Below are 18,546 nucleotides of genomic sequence, written 5' to 3'. Positions count from 1 at the left end.
TCTATTGCGCCTGTACGCGGAGTTCCGCGCTGGAACGACTAATGTGGCCCAACAGATTTTTCACATCACTGGTTTTTGGTTTCACCAGCTTAAAGCGTTTCATTGAGTTGGCAAAATCGGTTAACAAGCTCAGTGAGAACTGGCTGCCGGTTTCTTCGTAGTGCTGGTTGATCAGGCCACGTAAGTGCTCGGTCAGGATGACTTTGTCGTCAATATCCAGTACTTCTACCAACTCCTGGTTTACGCGTCTGTCCAGATCGCCGTGCTCATCGTAAAGGTAAGCAAAGCCGCCGGTCATACCCGCACCAAAGTTAATGCCTACCGGACCCAGCACAGCAACGATACCGCCAGTCATATATTCACAACCGTTGTCACCCACGCCTTCAACGACGGCGATGGCACCAGAGTTACGCACACCAAAACGTTCACCTGCACGACCTGCGGCAAACAATTTACCGCCAGTGGCACCATACAAACAGGTGTTACCCATAATGGCACTTTCGTGAGTGTTAAATTGCGCATTGCGTGGCGGGTAAATAACCAGCTTACCGCCAGTCATACCTTTACCCACGTAATCGTTAGCGTCGCCTTCGATATACATGTTCAGGCCACCGGCATTCCATACCCCAAAGCTCTGCCCGGCAGTTCCTTTGAAAGTAACGATGATCGGCATTTCTTCCATATCATGGTTACCGTAGTGCTTGGCAATTTCACCAGACACCAGAGCGCCTACCGAACGGTCGGTGTTACGGATTGGGTAACTTAAGTTGATACCGCAGCCTTTAACAATCGCTTCTTTGGCATCTTTGAGCATCTTCGCGTTCAGAACACCTTTATCTAACGGTGCGTTAGTGGTTTCTGAACAGAATAAACGGGTATGCTCACCAGCTACCGGCTTAGCCAGAATAGGTGACAGATCCAAACGGTTTTGTTTGGCTGTGTGACCGTCCAGCAGTTCCAGCAATTCGGTACGACCTATTAGTTCGTCAAACTTGCGTACGCCCATTGAAGCCATGATTTCACGGACTTCCTGTGCCACAAACTTAAAGTAGTTCATCACCATTTCTGGCAGACCAATAAAGTGGTCACTACGCAGTTTGTCATCCTGGGTAGCTACACCGGTGGCGCAGTTGTTGAGGTGACAAATACGCAGGTATTTACAGCCTAATGCCACCATAGGGCCAGTACCAAAACCAAAGCTTTCAGCACCTAAGATACCCGCTTTAACCACATCCAGACCGGTTTTTAAACCACCGTCTGTCTGCACCCGGACTTTGTGACGCAGACCGTTTTCGACCAGCGCCTGTTGAGTTTCTGACAGACCCAGTTCAAACGGGCTACCAGCATACTTCACTGATGTCAGCGGACTTGCACCAGTACCACCGTCATAACCAGAAATAGTAATAAGGTCGGCATAGGCTTTAGCAACACCGGTTGCAATGGTGCCTACACCTGGCTCAGAAACCAGTTTTACCGAAATAAGTGCGGTTGGGTTCACTTGTTTCAGGTCAAAGATTAACTGAGCTAAATCTTCGATAGAGTAAATATCGTGATGCGGCGGTGGTGAAATCAGGGTTACGCCTGGCACCGAGAAACGCAGCTGCGCGATATATTTATTGACTTTGTCACCCGGTAACTGGCCACCTTCGCCCGGCTTGGCGCCCTGGGCTACTTTAATCTGAATAACGCTAGCGTTAACCAGATAGTGTGGGGTAACACCAAAACGACCAGAAGCAACCTGTTTAATCTTAGAGTTCTTCTCGGTATTAAAGCGTTTTGGATCTTCACCACCTTCACCTGAGTTTGACTGACCACCCAGACGGTTCATGGCAATAGCCAGAGCTTCATGGGCTTCCGGGCTCAGTGCGCCGATAGACATCGCAGCGGTGTCAAAACGCGGATACAGGCTTTCGGCTGATTCCACGTCGCTGATATCAATCGCGTCGCCTAAGTTTTTCACTTTCATCAGGTCACGCAAATGCGATGGCGCACGTTCGTTAACCAGTTTGGCGTATTCCTGATAATCGCTGTAGTTGCCAGACACCACCGCTGTTTGCAGGGTTTTAACAACATCCGGGTTATAGGCGTGATATTCACCGTCATGCACATACTTCAGCAGGCCGCCGTGAGACATCTTCTTACGTTTCAGCCAGGCAACACGAGACAGATTAACTGAGTCTTGCTGGAAGTCGTCGAAATTAGCACCCTGCAAACGTGAAGTAACGCCTTTAAAGCAGATTTCCATGACTTCATTGCTGATACCAATGGCTTCAAATAGTTTGGAGCTACGGTAGCTGGCCACGGTGCTAATGCCCATTTTGGACATGATTTTGTACAGACCCTTGTTGATACCCTTACGGTAGTTCAACGTAGCCTGCATGGCGCTAACATCCAGCTCGCCTTTTTCACACAGCTGTTCAATGGTTTCATAGGCCAGGAACGGATAAATCGCGGTTGCACCCAGGCCAATAAGTACAGCAAAGTGATGCGGATCGCGTGCTGAGGCGGTCTCAACCACGATGTTTGCGTCACAACGCAGCTGCTGGTCTACCAGGCGACGGTGAACGGCACCTACGGCCATAGCCGCTGGAATAGGCAGTTTGTTTGGTTTGATATTACGATCTGATAACACAACAAAAGCGGCACGTTTTTGTTTAACAAGGTATTCCACCTCGTGACAAACACGTTCAATGGCTTTCTTTAAGCCTTCTTCTGCGGAGTATTGCAGGTCAATAATTTCTGAATAGTAATGCTCAGGATTAAACTCACGCAGTTGTTTTAAGTCGGTGTACATCAGTACCGGCGACTTAAACAGTACGCGGTCAGCATAGCCACTGGTTTCGCTGAACACGTTTTGTTCGCGGCCAATACAGGTGGCCAGTGACATAACGTGATTTTCGCGCAGCGGATCGATTGGCGGGTTAGTTACCTGCGCAAATTGCTGACGGAAGTAATCGTAAAGGGTGCGGTGCTTGGAAGACAGCACGGCCATTGGGGTATCGTCACCCATGGAGCCAACGGCTTCCTGACCATCCTTACCCAGTACTTTAATAACCTGGTGGATTTCTTCATAACTGTAATTAAACAGTTTGTGGTACACCGCCATGGTATCGTCGTCAAACACACGCTGACCAATCAGCGAGGCATCCATGTTTTCAATCGGCGTTAATGAACGGATGTTTTTCTCAATCCACTCATGGTAGGGATGACGGTCTTTCAACTCATCATCAATTTCGGTTGAACGCCAGATTTTACCGTTGTAAGTATCAACAGCCAGCATTTCACCCGGACCAACGCGGCCTTTTTCTACCACGTCTTCGGGTTCGTAATCCCAGATACCAATTTCTGATGCCAGGGTAATAAAGCCATTTTTAGTCAGCACGTAACGCGCCGGACGCAGACCGTTACGGTCCAGGTTACAGGCAACGTGACGACCATTGGTCATTACGATACCAGCCGGACCATCCCATGGCTCCATGTGCATGGAGTTAAACTCGTAGAAAGCACGCAGCTTAGGATCCATGGTGTCATTGTTCTGATACGCTGGTGGCACTAATAAACGCATGGCGCGGAATAAGTCCATACCACCGGCCAGGAACAGTTCCAGCATGTTATCCAGTGACGATGAGTCAGAGCCTTCGGTGTTAACAAAAGGCGCAGCATCTTTCAGATCCGGGATCAGTGGCGTAGCGAATTTACCGGTGCGGGCCATTGCCCAGTCACGGTTGCCTTTAATGGTGTTAATTTCACCGTTGTGCGCTAAATAGCGGAACGGCTGTGCCAGTGGCCATTTTGGCAGGGTATTGGTAGAGAAGCGCTGGTGGAATACGCAGATGCTGCTCTTCAGATTCTCGTCTGCCAGATCTTTATAAAAGGCAGGCAAGTCTTTAGGCATTACCAGACCTTTATAAATAGTTACCAGGCCAGATAAGCAGGCAATATAGAAGTCTTTATCTTCTTCAAGACGTTTTTCGACGCGACGACGCACCATAAAAAGGCGGCGTTCTAAGTCGCGCTTACGCCAGCCCGCCGGACAATTAACAAACACCTGCTCAATTTGCGGAACACCGGTTAACGCCAGTTCACCCAGTACTTCATGGTTAACTGGCACTTCACGCCAGCCCACAACATCCAGGGTTTCTTTTTGCAGCTCTTCATTAACGACTTCCCGCGCAGCTTGCGCCAGCGTTTCGTCCTGATTAAGGAAAATCATACCTACAGCATATTTTTTGCTGAGCTTCCAGCCATGCTCGTCGGCAACCTTGCGGAAAAAGGCATCAGGCTTTTGTAATAGCAGACCACAACCATCACCGGTTTTACCGTCTGCGGCAATACCGCCACGGTGTTGCATGCGGTCAAGCCCTTCAATAGCAGTGGTCACCAGTTTATGACTGGCTTCACCTTCGATGTGGGCAATCAAACCAAATCCACAGTTATCCCGTGAATCGTTGGGATTATATAAACTCATTCTCTTAACTCCTTAAACCTTTGACTGGGCAAGGTGTGCGCTGCGTTGTTTGCCAGAAGTGGCTTTAAACAGCGGCATAAAAGCACGTAATAGACTGAATTATAGAAGAAAATCAGTCTGCGCCAGTTTGTCGTTAATTATTATTAGTGGATACCAGTCATATACCGCATTTTTATGCACTATTGCTTAGCGGGCCGTACAAAATACCGATATTGATCATTAAAATCAATCGGAATGTGAGAAACGGGTCGAGCTAAATCGTATACAATCCATTATTTCAAATAAAAACAATGGCTTGCTTTAATGTCGGGTTGTGAAAAAAAAAGGAAAAAAACACCAGACAATTAAAATAAACAAGTGCTCAGACTCAATATTATTCAACTTAAGTTGCATAAATAGTCGTTTTTGTTGGGTAAATACCCAGTAGGCTGCGTCTGCTTTGAATGATTATATTAAATCAGGCCAGGGTCAGAGCACGGAGATTGTTGATAGAATACCGCATTCGGCTTGTATAAATACACAACAATTTTTGATTTTGGTTCCTATTTTACGCTATTTAGGGGTGTTTAGAGCAAAAAAAGCCGTTAAAACCTGCTTAATGGAGTACGCCTATTGCTAGCCGAACAGGTGAGTTACCTGATAGGATAGCGCCACTAAACAATGAAGTTATTCGGTTATGCATCAAGAAACTCCGTACGATTCCTGGGCGATACGTTTTGCTCAGTTTGTAGAGCGCTTCGGTACGCTAAAACTAAGTGTGTTATTTGTTTTGTTAACGCTGGCATTTACGGTGGGTGGCTCTTATGTCATTCGTCTGAGTTTAGGCAGTGACATTAAACCGGATGATTTCATCAGCCCGGTGATTCTGACCATGCTGTCAGCGCCCTGGGTGTTGTACTTCTTTAGTGAACTGGTCAAGCAGTTGGAGCATTCGCGGACGAATCTGAAAGAAGTGGTGAGTCAGTTGGAACATCTGCGCGAAGAAGATGTGTTTCTGAATCGTGAATTGCAAAGCAACATTCGCCAACTCAATCATGAAATAGAGCAAAGAAAGTTCGCTCAGGAAGAACGGGAAACGGTGTTCAAAGAACTGGAAAAAGAAATCCAGGACAAATCCGAGAAGGAAGCCCAGGCCCGTCGTCTGTCCACATTATTACGTTCCATTATCGACGCCTCACCGGATTTAATTTACTACCGTAACGAAGAAGGCCGTTTCGCCGGATGTAACCGGGTGGCAGAGCAGATGACCGGCAAGACCGAAAAAGAACTACTGGGTTTAACGCCCCATGATGTTTATGAAGAAGATCTGGCTCGCCAGGTGGTAGCCAGCGATCATGAAGTACTGGAAGCGAATGCAAGTATTACTGACGAGCTGTGGTTACGCTTTGCCGATGGCCGACGCCGCTATTTCGAAATGCGCAAGGTACCGTTTTTTGACCAGGACGGCACCCGCCTGGGACTGTTAGCCTTTGGCCGTGATATGACTGAGCGCAAGCAGGCGGAGAATGCGGCAGCCAAAGCCAGCACCGACAAAACCCGCTTTATTGCTACCATCAGTCACGAGTTACGTACCCCGCTAAACGGTATCGTTGGCCTGAGCCGCATGCTCCGTGATACCGAGTTAAATGAAGAACAGTGGAGCTGGGTGAGTACGATTTATGCCAGCGCCATTACGCTGGGGAATATCTTCAACGATATTATTGACCTGGACAAGCTCGACCGCGATAAGCTGGAATTATCGCTTAAAACGGTTTCCCTGCGCGACTTCACCGAAGAACTCAGTTCCATTATTCGCTTACTGGCCAAAGACAAATCGTTGGAACTGATAACCAATATTGTCGAACCGCTGCCCAAACAGGTTGAGGTTGATGGCACCCGCTTGCGTCAAATTCTGTGGAACATCCTGTTTAACGCGGTTAAGTTTACTCAGAAAGGTCATGTATCACTAACGGTCTCAGCCACTCGCCCCAACAATGATATTTCGATGGTTACCTACGTGATAGAAGATACTGGCGTAGGAATACCAGAAAGCGAAATAGACAAAATTTTTGCTATGTACTATCAGGTGGATCACCCTGACCATCAGTCGGCAACGGGGACAGGCATCGGGCTGGCGATCTGTAAACAAATGGTCGATTTGATGCACGGTGAAATTCGAGTTGAAAGTGAGCAGGGTAAAGGCACCCGCTTTATTGTTGAGTTGCCGTTGCAAATCTCCAGTCGTCCGATGCAGGTGGCCCAGTTACAGGTGACCGGCCTGAATATTCTGCTGGTTGAAGACATTGAACTGAATGTTATGGTGGCCAAGGCATTACTGGAAAAACTGGGGCAGCATGTTGATGTGGCAATGACGGGTCAGGAAGCGATAGACAAAGTGCGAGCGACCACCTACGACCTTATCCTTCTGGATATCCAGTTACCGGATATGACGGGCTTTGATGTTGCAGCGACGATTATCGAAGAAGATCTCGTTATGCAAACGCCTATTGTGGCGCTAACGGCGAATGTGATTAAAAAACGTGAAGAATATCTGCAAAATGGTATGGACGACGTTATTGCTAAACCTGTTAAGAAGAGCCGTGTAGTGGAAGTGTTAAATCTGCTGTTTGCTGAGTCTGAATTAGATCAGCCCACACCAGAGACACCGCCGCGTAAGAAGCTCGACAGCAGCAAGCTGCTAACCAATATTCTGGATATGGAATTGCTGCAAATGCTGGTGGATACCATCGGTGAAGACATGGTTCGCGCCAGTGTTAAGGTCTTCCAGGAAAAAATGCCGGAATATATGGAAATCCTGCAACTAAGCCTGAGTGCCGATGAAAAATCGGAAGTATGCGCTCAGGCCCACAAAATAAAAGGGGCTGCAAGTTCTGTTGGCCTGGCCCGGGTGCAGCGTATAGCTAATCAGATCCAGCAAGGCGATCATCCGGCGTGGTGGCAAAACGTGCACGACTGGGTAGAAGAACTGCAAATGGCCGTACCCCACGATATGGAAAAGCTGCACGACTGGTTAAAAGAGCAAACTATAGACGATTAATGTAACAGCAACAGAGCATAGTGCAGAGCAGGAGCAAGGACGCAAATGAAACGAATATCAGGATTTTTATTACTGCTGCCGGTGGCTTGCGCACAAGCTGCCAGTCCCCTCAAAGCGGAAGTTGGTGTGGGTTGGGAGTATGGCATCATCGGCTCCCAGTTTAGCTGGCAAACGCCCCTGGAGCCGCTTGAGCTCTTTGTGGCGGCGGGGTTTGATGGCTCCTCTGAATCCGGTGGTTCTTTTCGCGGTGGTTCTGGTTTGAACCTGTTCTTTAATAAATATATCGCGGTCACTGGCTATGCTGGTATGTCTACAACCCACAACGCATATAATGACGATCTTGAACACGACTTTGGTGGCTCTGCCGGCTTAAAGGTATTCTTTGCCGGCAAGAATAAGCCCGGTATCGTGATTGGCGCCAGTTATATCTATGATGGTGAGGAATGGTCGCCTCTGGCATCCATAGGCTATCGCTTTTAGGCCTGTTGTTGCTGTGTGGTAATTAACGATTTGAGCCAGCTTCTGGCATCCTCGCCGTTATCAAAAAAGGCCACTTCATGTCCCGCGACCTCGTAGATAGCAGTAAACTGATGTCTGGAAAGAAGCGGTGAATTAACCTTTTCAAAGACCACAGCGGTGGCAACCCGCCCAAGGCTGACTTCTTTTTTGATTTGTTTGCGCAACAGGGCAAAAGCTTCGGGCACATAGACCGCCTCGCCACGAAAAAAGGCCAGCACACCCCATGGCGAACCATACATAGCACGCAGATTCTGCATGATGCTGTCATCGGTTAAATGTAAGGATTCCGCGTTCCACGGACCTTCTCCATCCAACACAACCATTCTGCCGTCAATGGCAACACTAAGCGAACCGTGTTTTTTAAATTTACCTGCCATTCGTCCATTCTCAGGTAAGAATATTGGAGAAATTCCATTGTGCGCCGTAAGCAGACAGATTGCAAAGGTCAATGAAAGAGAAAAGAGAAAAGGGGTGACCAGCCCATGCCCAATAGTAGCTGGCCACCCAGAGAAAAAGGTATTACACCTGAGGCTCAGGAATATGCACCCGTCCTTCCATTAATATGCGGGCTGAACGACTCATAACGGCTTTGGTGGCAGTCCACTTGTCATCAATTAATGCCGCTTCAGCGCCAACACCTAATGTGCCGGAAGGATGGCCAAAAACCACACTGGAACGGTCTACACCGCCGGCAGCATCATTTACCAGCGTGCCGGGAATAGCCGCTGCGGTAGCAATGGCTACGGCGGCCGTACCCATCATGGCGTGGTGGAGTTTACCCATCGATAAAGCGCGAACCAGTACATCGATATCGTCGATTTCAATCACCTTACCGCTGGATGACGTGTACTCTTTAGGCGGCGCAACAAAGGCAATTTTAGGGGTATGCTGACGGCCAGCGGCTTCGCTGATATCACTGATTAAGCCCATTTTTACGGCGCCGTGAGCGCGTAAGGATTCAAATTTAGCCAGCGCTACCGGGTCAGAGTTAATGTCGTCCTGTAATTCGGTGCCGGTGTAGCCAATATCCGCTGCATTAACAAAAATGGTTGGAATACCAGCGTTGATCATGGTGGCTTTCAGTGTACCGAATTCCGGTGTTTCAAGATCGTCTACCAGGTTACCGGTAGGGAACATATCGCCCTCGCCATCGGCGGGATCCATAAATTCTACTTTTACTTCGGCGGCCGGGAAGGTTACGCCGTCCAGTTCAAAATCACCGGTTTCCTGTACTTCACCGTTGGTAATTGGCACGTGTACGTTAATCGCCTTGCTGATGTTAACCTGCCACACGCGCACCATTACTACACCGTTTTGTGGAATACGCTCAGCATCAACCAGGCCATTATTCACGGCAAAAGCGCCCACGGCTGCGGTTAAGTTACCGCAGTTTCCGCTCCAGTCGACAAAGGCTTTATCGATAGAGACCTGACCAAACAGGTAGTCCACATCGTAACCTTCACGTTCACTTTTACTCAAGATAACCGTTTTACTGGTACTGGACGTGGCGCCGCCCATACCATCGGTTTGTTTACCGTAGGGGTCCGGGCTGCCAATCACGCGCAGCAACATGGCATCACGGTATGCGCCCGGTTGTTTGGCCGCGTCAGGCAAATCAGCCAGATTAAAAAAGACGCCTTTACTGGTACCGCCACGCATATAGGTCGCGGGAATTTTTATTTGTGGTGCAAAAGCCATGAGTCTCTCTCGTAGAATACAGTGAGGGCCGAAGCCCTCAACAGGATTGTTAACGTGTTTGTTACGCGTTGCCTTCCAGGAAGTCCTGGGCAAAACGTTGCAACACACCGCCAGCGGCATAGATAGACACTTCTTCAGCGGTATCTAAACGACTGGTTACCGGCACCTCAATGCTCTCACCGTTAGCACGATGAATCACTAAGGTTAAGGTTGCGCCAGGCGTGTGTTCGCCAATCACGTCGTAAGTTTCGGTACCGTCCAGTGCCAGAGTTTTACGGTTAGTGCCTTCCTTAAACTCCAGCGGTAATACACCCATACCAATCAGGTTGGTGCGGTGAATACGCTCAAAGCCTTCGGCGACAATCGCTTCAACCCCGGCTAAACGAACGCCTTTGGCCGCCCAGTCACGGGAAGAACCCTGACCATAGTCAGCACCGGCAACAATAATCAGCGGCTGCTTGCGTTCCATGTAGGTTTCAATGGCCTCCCACATGCGGGTCACTTTGCCTTCTGGCTCAATACGGGCCAGTGAGCCTTGTTTCACTTCACCGTGTTCCAGCACCATTTCGTTAAACAGTTTAGGGTTGGCCAGCGTAGCGCGCTGCGCGGTTAAGTGATCGCCGCGGTGGGTCGCGTAGGAGTTAAAGTCTTCTTCCGGCAGTCCCATTTTCGCCAGGTATTCACCGGCGGCACTGGAGGCCAGAATAGCGTTAGACGGTGACAAGTGATCGGTAGTGATATTGTCAGGTAATATCGCCAGCGGACGCATGCCTTTTAAGGTACGCTCAGCGGCCAGTGCGCCTTCCCAGTAGGGCGGGCGACGGATATAGGTGCTCATTTCACGCCAGTTATACAGCGGGTCAATGTCATCACCGTAATCTACCGACAGATCAAACATTGGCTCGTACACCTTGTTGAACTGTTCTGGTTTTACCGAGGCTTTCACCACCGCATCGATTTCTTCATCGGTTGGCCAGATATCTTTCAGCGTGACTGGTTCACCGTCTGCATCGTAACCCAATACGTCTTTTTCGATATCAAAACGTACCGTACCGGCAATGGCGTAGGCGACTACCAGTGGCGGAGAAGCCAGGAATGCTTGTTTAGCATAAGGGTGGATACGACCATCGAAGTTACGGTTGCCGGAAAGGACGGCTGTAGCGTACAGATCACGGTCGATGATTTCCTGTTGGATCTTCGGATCCAAGGCACCACTCATACCGTTACAGGTAGTACAGGCAAAGGCGACAACGCCAAAACCTAACTGTTCCAGTTCGGGTAACAGGTTAGCTTCTTCAAGGTACATCTTGACCACTTTAGATCCCGGAGCAAGTGAGGTTTTAACCCATGGCTTACGCACCAGACCTTTGGCATTTGCGTTACGGGCCAGCAGGCCAGCAGCTACCACGTTACGAGGGTTACTGGTGTTGGTACAGCTGGTGATCGCCGCGATGATTACCGCGCCGTCAGGCATTAAACCTTCCTGCTCTTCCCACTTACCGGCAATACCGCGCGCAGCCAGATCGCTGGTGGCAAGACGAGCGTGCGGGTTAGACGGGCCAGCCATGTTGCGTCCGACGCTGGATAAATCGAAGGTCAGTACACGCTCGTATTCGGCTTTGGTCAGGGTATCAGCCCATAAACCGGCTTGTTTGGCGTAGGTTTCAACCAGTTCTACCTGCTCTGCAGTACGACCGGTTAAACGCAGGTAATCCAGCGTTTGATCATCGATGTAGAACATCGCCGCAGTGGCACCGTATTCTGGTGTCATGTTAGAGATAGTCGCACGGTCACCTAAGGTTAAGTGGGCAGCCCCTTCACCGTAGAATTCAAGATAGGCAGAAACTACGCGTTCTTTACGCAGGAACTCGGTCAGCGCCAGTACGATATCGGTAGCGGTAATACCCGGTTGTGGTTTACCGGTCAATTCAACACCAACAATGTTAGGCAAACGCATATACGACGCGCGGCCCAGCATAACGCTTTCAGCTTCAAGGCCGCCTACACCAACAGCGATAACACCTAAGGCATCAACGTGAGGTGTGTGGCTATCGGTACCGACCAGGGTATCCGGGAAGGCAACGCCGTCTTTCGCGTGCACAACAGGCGACATTTTTTCCAGGTTAATCTGGTGCATGATGCCGTTACCCGGTGGGATTACGTCAACATTTTTAAAGGCAGTTTTGGTCCAGTTAATAAAGTGGAAGCGGTCGTCGTTACGACGATCTTCAATGGCGCGGTTTTTCTCGAAGGCGTCTTCTTCAAAACCGGCGTGTTCAACGGCCAGAGAGTGATCCACGATCAACTGCGTAGGCACTACCGGGTTCACTTTCGATGGATCGCCGCCTTTTTCGGCGATGGCGTCACGCAGACCGGCAAGGTCTACTAGTGCGGTTTGTCCCAGAATATCGTGACAAACTACGCGGGCCGGGAACCACGGGAAATCGAGGTCGCGTTTGCGCTCGATTAACTGGATTAATGAATCTTTTAACTGATCCGGTGGGCAACGGCGAACCAGGTTTTCAGCATGCACTCGCGAGGTGTAGGGCAGGGTATCAAAGGCACCCGGCTTGATGGCATCAACTGCTTCACGGGCGTCGAAGTAATCTAATTTGGTGCCTGTCAGGCTTTTACGGTATTCGGTATTCATGGCGTATCCTAAAGCGTAGCAAGGGGGCCGCTGCGACGGTCACGCAGCGGCCATAAGGATTTATGCGCGGTCTGCAATCGTTGGAACCGGACGCAGATCTTCGCCGGTGTAGTCTGCAGATGGACGAATGATGCGGTTGTCAGCGCGTTGTTCCATTACGTGAGCAGCCCAGCCAGTCAGACGTGACATCACGAAGATTGGCGTAAACAGCTTGGTTGGAATACCCATAAAGTGATAGGCCGAGGCATGGAAGAAGTCGGCATTACAGAACAGTTTCTTCTCGCGCCACATTACTTCTTCACAGCGTACGGAAACCGGATACAGCACAGTATCGCCCACATCAGCAGCCAGTTTTTCTGACCAGCCTTTGATAATTTCGTTACGCGGGTCAGACTCAGAGTAAATCGCGTGACCGAAGCCCATGATTTTCTCTTTACGTTCCAGTTTGCCCATCATCTCTGCTTCGGCATGCTCAGGCGAGGTAAAGTTTTCAATCAGCTCCATGGCCGCTTCGTTAGCACCACCGTGCAGAGGACCACGCAGTGAACCAATTGCACCGGTAATACAAGAGTGCATATCAGATAAGGTTGAAGCACACACGCGAGCGGTAAAGGTAGAGGCATTAAATTCGTGCTCTGCATACAGAATTAATGATACGTGCATAACCTGTTCGTGCAGCGCGTTTGGCTTTTCGCCACGCAGCAGGTGCAGGAAGTGTCCGCCGATAGAATCGTCGTCAGTATCTACGTCGATGCGCACGCTATCGTGCGAGAAACGATACCAGTAGCAGATGATACTAGGGAAGCAGGCCAGCATACGGTCGGTCACTTCGCCTTGCTCGCTGAAGTCGTTTTCCATTTCCAGGTTACCCAGCATGGAACAACCGGTACGCATAACGTCCATCGGGTGAGCATCAGCAGGGATACGCTCCAGTACGTCCAGCAGTGCCTGTGGCAGGCTGCGCATGCCTTTCAGCTTGGCTTTGTACGCATCCAGTTCGGCCTGATTAGGCAGTTTGCCTTTTAAAATCAGGTAAGCCACTTCTTCGAACTGACAGTTGTTGGCCAGATCCTTAACGTCGTAACCACGATAGGTTAAACCTGAGCCTGAAACACCTACGGTAGATAATGCAGTTTTACCTGCTACCTGACCACGTAAGCCTGCACCACTGAGAACTTTACCTTTAGCCATCATTTTTCTCCTACTTTATATTTTGTAGAGTACATATATGTGTGCTGACGCGGTTCGGGTGGCAAAGCCCGATTGGGCGGCGTCAGCCAGGAAATTACTTGTTTTTACCTTCCGCGAATAACGCATCGAGCTTTTGCTCATACTCGTGGTAACCCAGATAATCGTACAGTTCCATACGAGTCTGCATCATGTCTGTTACCGCTTTTTGATCGCCGTCTTTCAGGATGGCGGTGTACACGGTTTCGGCTGCTTTGTTCATGGCACGGAACGCGCTCAACGGATACAGCACCATGGCCGCGCCCCATTCACCTAACTGCTCTTTGTTCCACAATTCGGTTTGACCAAACTCGGTGATATTCGCCAGAATTGGCACATCCAGCGCTTCGGCGAATGCACGGTAGTGCTCTTCGGTTTTAACCGCTTCGGCAAAGATACCGTCGGCACCAGCAGCTACATAAGCCTTGGCACGCTCAATGGCTTTTTCCAGGCCTTCCTGGGCAAAGGCATCGGTACGAGCCATGATGAAAAAGTCGGGATCGGTGCGGGCATCTACCGCCGCTTTGATGCGATCAACCATTTCTTCGGTAGACACGATTTCTTTGTTCGGACGGTGACCACAGCGTTTTTGTGCAACCTGGTCTTCCATATGTACCGCTGCTGCGCCGGCTTTTTCCATATCCTTGATGGTTTTGGCAATATTAAACGCGCCGCCCCAACCGGTATCGATATCTACCAGTAATGGCAGGTCACAGGCTGAAGTAATGCGCTGAACGTCAACGATAACGTCGTTTAGTGAAGTCATGCCCAGATCCGGCAGACCATAAGATGCGTTAGCCACACCACCACCCGAGAGGTAAATGGCCTTGTGGCCGATGGCTTTGGCCATCATGGCACTGTAGGCATTGATGGTGCCTACGATTTGAAGAGGTTTATTGTCGGCTAACGCCTGACGAAATTTTTTACCTGCGCTCATAATCATTCTCTTGGGTTAGGATTGAAGCAATTTGCGTTCAATGTTGTTTTTTGAATACAAAATATGACGTCGCATCAGCATTTCAGCTAATTCTTCGTCACGGTTTGCAATCGCCTGTACCACGTTTTTGTGTTCATCAAATGCGGTAGTGACCCGCGGCCCGGCCATGCCAAGCTGAACCCGGTACATGCGAATTAAGTGATAGATACCGTTTACCAGCACTTCGATAAGGTGCTGGTTTTTGCTGCCTAATATAATGCGATAGTGAAAATCCAGATCGCCGGCTTCCTGATAGTAAGATTCGCCGCCCTTAACGGTTTGGAAATGGTTATCCAGCAAGGAGGTTAAGTCGGCAATTTCTTCATCCGACATATTCTTGGCTGCCAGACGGGCAGCCATGCCTTCCAGCGCTTCGCGCACCTGATATAACTGAATTAAGCCTTCAGGGGTGAGTGACACGATACGGGCGCCAACATTGGCTTTGCGCTCAACTAAATGGCAAGACTCAAGACGGTTGATAGCTTCGCGGATAACGGCGCGACTTACCTGATACTTTGTCGACAGTTCGGTTTCGCTGAGTTTGCTACCAGCAGGAATAGTACCTTCAACAATATCTACCCGAAGCTGCAAAAAAGTTTTGTCAGCACTGGTAACAGCTTGTTCTGCAAAGGCTGCGATACTCACAATTAACTGCTCACTGTTTTAAATGATGTCGACAATATAGGGGTATGTTGGCGTTGAGTCAATATTGAACAGCTATTATTGTCGACAAAATGAAGCTTGGGTAAGGGAGGATTGGACGTTGTAATACGGCTGACCATGCGCCAGCCCTTGCCAGTACTGCGCTTCAGGACATTGTTAGTATAGCTGATTAGTTATTAAGCGTTAGTCCTGTACCACCAAAGTATTATGTCGACGATCATAGTGAAACCGCCATGCCGTAGCATTGCACAAAAAGCATGCCTGCTGACAGTTAGTGTTATAGCGGTGAGCGTACCTTACAAACATCTCTAGCTGGCTAATCGTACCTGATTTCGACCATTTTGCTTGGCGAGGTAAAGTGCTTCGTCTGCCCGGGTAACAAACTGTTCCAGACTGTCCGAATCCTGATAGCAGGTAATACCAATACTGATACTCAGGGTAATATCGGCTGCTACTGACGTGTAGTCAGACTCGTCAATGGCAATACGTATTCGTTCGCAAATGACGTGAGCGGCTTCTTCATTGCAGTTGGGCAGTAACAGAACAAACTCTTCTCCACCCCAACGGGCTAAAAGATCTTCTTCCCGACAATGTTGGCTGACCTCTTCGGCCAGTTGCTTTAACACTTTGTCGCCAATACTGTGGTTATGGTTATCGTTGATCAGTTTAAAGTGATCAATATCCAGCAGGGCTACACACAGCGGCACATCTTGTCGGCGGGCTCGTGCGCACTCACGTATGAGCGCTTCATCAAAGGCGCGTCGGTTTGCCAGGCCGGTGAGTTTGTCTGAACGAGCCTGTAGTTCAAACTCATGGGCTTGTTGTTTAAGTTCCTGTAACAGTGCGGAGCGTTCCTGGTCGATGGCACGCAGATGATCGGCTTGTTGCTTTAGTTCATAGGTCTTTTTCGCCACCTGAGAGCTAAGTTCAGCCGCTCTGATGCGCAAGTTTTTCAGTCGCAGTCGGTGCATTATAAAAATCAGTGCAATCATTGATAACAACAGGGCAAACCAAAAGCGGGTCTGCTGCCAGAGGTGAGGGTTAATGGTAAACTGAACCTGCGCGTTCTGCTCACTCCAGTCTCCGCCTGGATAGGCTGCCTGAACCGCAAACTGGTAATCACCGGGAGGCAGGTTAGTATATTCTGCCAGGGTATTGGCGCCACGGTTGACCCACTCACTGTCAAACCCTTTTAAGCGCGTACGATACTGAATACGCTCAGGCATAATAAAGCCTAACCCGGCAAACTGAATTTCTATCCGGTTCGCTTCAGGTGGCAGTTGCTCGTGTGTGGTTAGTACATGAGATAAACCATTTACCTTAAATCCTTCAATAACCACCGGCGGGATGCTGGCGCTAAAGCGGGATAGCTCTGAAGGCTTAACCCGGCTGGCACCTTTTGAGGTCGCAAACCATACCGAACCATCCTGTGCCAGCGTGCCGGCCTGCATAGAGCCACCATTTGCCTGCGCACTTTGCATGCCATCGCTCTCACCAAACAACTGGTAATTTACCTGGGGGCGGCGTCCGGCGAAGTAATCTTCAATTTGTGCGCGCTCAAAATACAGAATACCCCGGTTGCTACTGAGCCAGAGATTTCGCTCATTATCGATAACCGCCTGAAAGACCTTATCGAAAGGTAATCCAGCCTCCCGTCCCAGCATAGCAAGCGTACCGTTGTTCAGGTCGAAGGCTACTAAGCCTCGGTCGGTGCTCATCCACAGTCGATCCGCAACTGGATCAGGAGCAAAACCAAAGGCGTATTCGGCGTCATCGAGGTAACTGATGTCCAGCGCCTGTATCTCGCCGTCAGGCTGGCGTATCGCGACACCGCCACCGGTGCCAATAAACAGCCGGCCGTCATGATGTAAATATAATCCCATTACAAAGGGCGTCGGCAAGCCATCCTGAGTGGTATAACTGGTGATGCCATGCTGATCGACGAAGTTTAAGCCATAGGCCGTGCCTACCCACAGGCCGCCATCCGGGGCAACGGCAATCGCTCTTACTTCATTGGCCAGCAAGCCATTGGTACGGTTATATTGTCGAACAATTTTGTTATTCTGCCATTGGAGAACACCATCGGAATAGGTGCCGATCCATACTGAACCATCGGGGGCTTCAACCAGACTAAGTACGGACTGGCCATCACTGTAGGCAGATATATCCACCCGCTCAGTGCCCTGCGGCGTGATTCGGCTGATGCCCCGGCTACTGCCAACCCATATACTGCCATCGCTGTGGGCTAAAACCGAACGAATGTAATTTCCGGCTAAGCCTTGTTCTGACGTTAATGTCACAAAGGGAGCATCCCGTAGCCGAAAGAGACCCCCATTGGTGCCAACCCATATGCTGCCCTCACGATCCCGGAATAAGGACAGAATACGATTATTGGGCAGTCCGGCTGCCATATCCAGGCTTTCCAGTCCCCGTTCACTAAGCCGAAACAAGCCCCGGTCCGTCGTGCCAATCCACATTTGATCGTCAAAGGCAAGTAACGCTGATACCGGCAGCTTTTGCAGTGCCTCGGAATAAATCGAGACCTTGTCATTTTTTAACTGGTACAGGCCTCGCTCGGTGCCAATCAACAGACTGTCCTGATAATGGGTAAAGCTAAGTACAGGTACTGCCGGCAGCGAGGATATAAGCTGGGGGGCGAAATCATTTGCGTTGGTATTCAGGCGAACCAGTCCTCGACCAGTGCCAACCCAGATTGCTCCTTCGTTATCAGCCAGCACACTGGAAACCACATTGCTGGGTAAGCCTTCAGCGGTGGTCAGCTGCAGGCGTTCGCCGGTAGGGGATTGCCGATAGAGTCCCTGTCCTTCTGTGGCCAGCCACAGATTGCCATCAGGATCCTGTGAAACGGCGTTAATCAGCACCTGTAAAGGCGGCCAGCTATGCCAGCCATTTTCGGTACGTTGACTTAAGCCACCGCGAGCACCTGCCAGAATCAGATTGCGCTGACGATCCATATTCATAGTGCGAACACCAACATCCGGCATGCCTGTTGGCTCGCCGCGACCAAACAGAGTAAAGGCGCGGCCATTGAAGCGAGCGGCACCTTCCCAGGTTCCGATCCACAGGTAGCCATCGTCACTTTGTTGTATGGCATTTACGGTGTTGTGGGGCAGTCCATCCCGGGTGGTCCAGACTTCTTTAAAGTAATTGTTCAGATCGGCGGGCGCAGCAGTGCTACCGGCACTGATAAAGGATAACAGGCCCGTCAGGACTATTTGTAACGTGATTCGGCGCAGGGAACTGGTTGAACCGGACATTCACCCTTTTCCATTGAGTGATACTGATAT

Annotated in this window: 10 protein-coding genes; 2 read left to right on the top strand and 8 right to left on the bottom strand. The window is 49.8% G+C overall.

Features of this window, described 5'->3' with window-relative positions; all coding sequences use genetic code 11:
* Nucleotide 1 precedes the first annotated feature (1 nt).
* Nucleotides 2-4,468, bottom strand: coding sequence for a glutamate synthase large subunit (gltB, locus tag BFC17_RS19845; protein WP_070178253.1), 4,467 nt, complete (start codon nucleotides 4,466-4,468; stop codon nucleotides 2-4).
* Between the two features lie 676 nt (nucleotides 4,469-5,144).
* On the opposite strand from gltB, the gene arcB reads away from it, so the two are divergent.
* Both arcB and BFC17_RS19835 read left to right on the top strand, forming a co-directional pair.
* Entirely contained in the window at nucleotides 5,145-7,505 is a 2,361-nt protein-coding gene (gene arcB / locus BFC17_RS19840; RefSeq protein ID WP_070178252.1) for an aerobic respiration two-component sensor histidine kinase ArcB, read from the top strand.
* Nucleotides 7,506-7,550: 45 nt separating this feature from the next.
* The gene (locus tag BFC17_RS19835) at nucleotides 7,551-7,985 is read left to right on the top strand and encodes a hypothetical protein (RefSeq protein WP_070178251.1); all 435 of its coding nucleotides are present in this window, start codon (nucleotides 7,551-7,553) and stop codon (nucleotides 7,983-7,985) included.
* Here BFC17_RS19835 and BFC17_RS19830 read toward each other — a convergent pair.
* The 7 genes from BFC17_RS19830 to BFC17_RS19800 form a co-directional block, all read right to left on the bottom strand.
* A complete protein-coding gene (locus BFC17_RS19830) occupies nucleotides 7,982-8,401 on the bottom strand; it encodes a hypothetical protein (protein ID WP_070178250.1) in 420 nt (139 codons plus the stop codon). The two genes, BFC17_RS19835 and BFC17_RS19830, sit on opposite strands and share 4 nt — an antisense overlap.
* Before the next feature lie 142 nt (nucleotides 8,402-8,543).
* Complete coding sequence (gene prpF, locus BFC17_RS19825) at nucleotides 8,544-9,722, bottom strand: 2-methylaconitate cis-trans isomerase PrpF (protein WP_070178249.1); 1,179 nt, start codon at nucleotides 9,720-9,722, stop codon at nucleotides 8,544-8,546.
* Nucleotides 9,723-9,783: 61 nt separating this feature from the next.
* Complete coding sequence (gene acnD, locus BFC17_RS19820) at nucleotides 9,784-12,372, bottom strand: Fe/S-dependent 2-methylisocitrate dehydratase AcnD (protein WP_070178248.1); 2,589 nt, start codon at nucleotides 12,370-12,372, stop codon at nucleotides 9,784-9,786.
* Nucleotides 12,373-12,432: 60 nt separating this feature from the next.
* The gene (gene prpC / locus BFC17_RS19815; protein ID WP_070178247.1) at nucleotides 12,433-13,563 is read right to left on the bottom strand and encodes a bifunctional 2-methylcitrate synthase/citrate synthase; all 1,131 of its coding nucleotides are present in this window, start codon (nucleotides 13,561-13,563) and stop codon (nucleotides 12,433-12,435) included.
* A 94-nt stretch (nucleotides 13,564-13,657) separates the two neighbouring features.
* The gene (gene prpB, locus BFC17_RS19810) at nucleotides 13,658-14,536 is read right to left on the bottom strand and encodes a methylisocitrate lyase (protein WP_070178246.1); all 879 of its coding nucleotides are present in this window, start codon (nucleotides 14,534-14,536) and stop codon (nucleotides 13,658-13,660) included.
* 15 nt (nucleotides 14,537-14,551) lie between these two features.
* A complete protein-coding gene (locus BFC17_RS19805) occupies nucleotides 14,552-15,214 on the bottom strand; it encodes a GntR family transcriptional regulator (RefSeq protein ID WP_070178359.1) in 663 nt (220 codons plus the stop codon).
* A gap of 332 nt (nucleotides 15,215-15,546) precedes the next feature.
* The gene (locus tag BFC17_RS19800) at nucleotides 15,547-18,516 is read right to left on the bottom strand and encodes a ligand-binding sensor domain-containing diguanylate cyclase (RefSeq protein ID WP_070178245.1); all 2,970 of its coding nucleotides are present in this window, start codon (nucleotides 18,514-18,516) and stop codon (nucleotides 15,547-15,549) included.
* Nucleotides 18,517-18,546 lie beyond the last annotated feature (30 nt).

The organism is Marisediminitalea lipolytica (genome assembly GCF_001758465.1).
GTDB lineage: Bacteria > Pseudomonadota > Gammaproteobacteria > Enterobacterales > Alteromonadaceae > Alteromonas > Alteromonas lipolytica.
The sequence above is the reverse complement of the archived record's forward strand: the minus strand, read 5'-3'. Positions and strand labels throughout refer to the sequence as shown.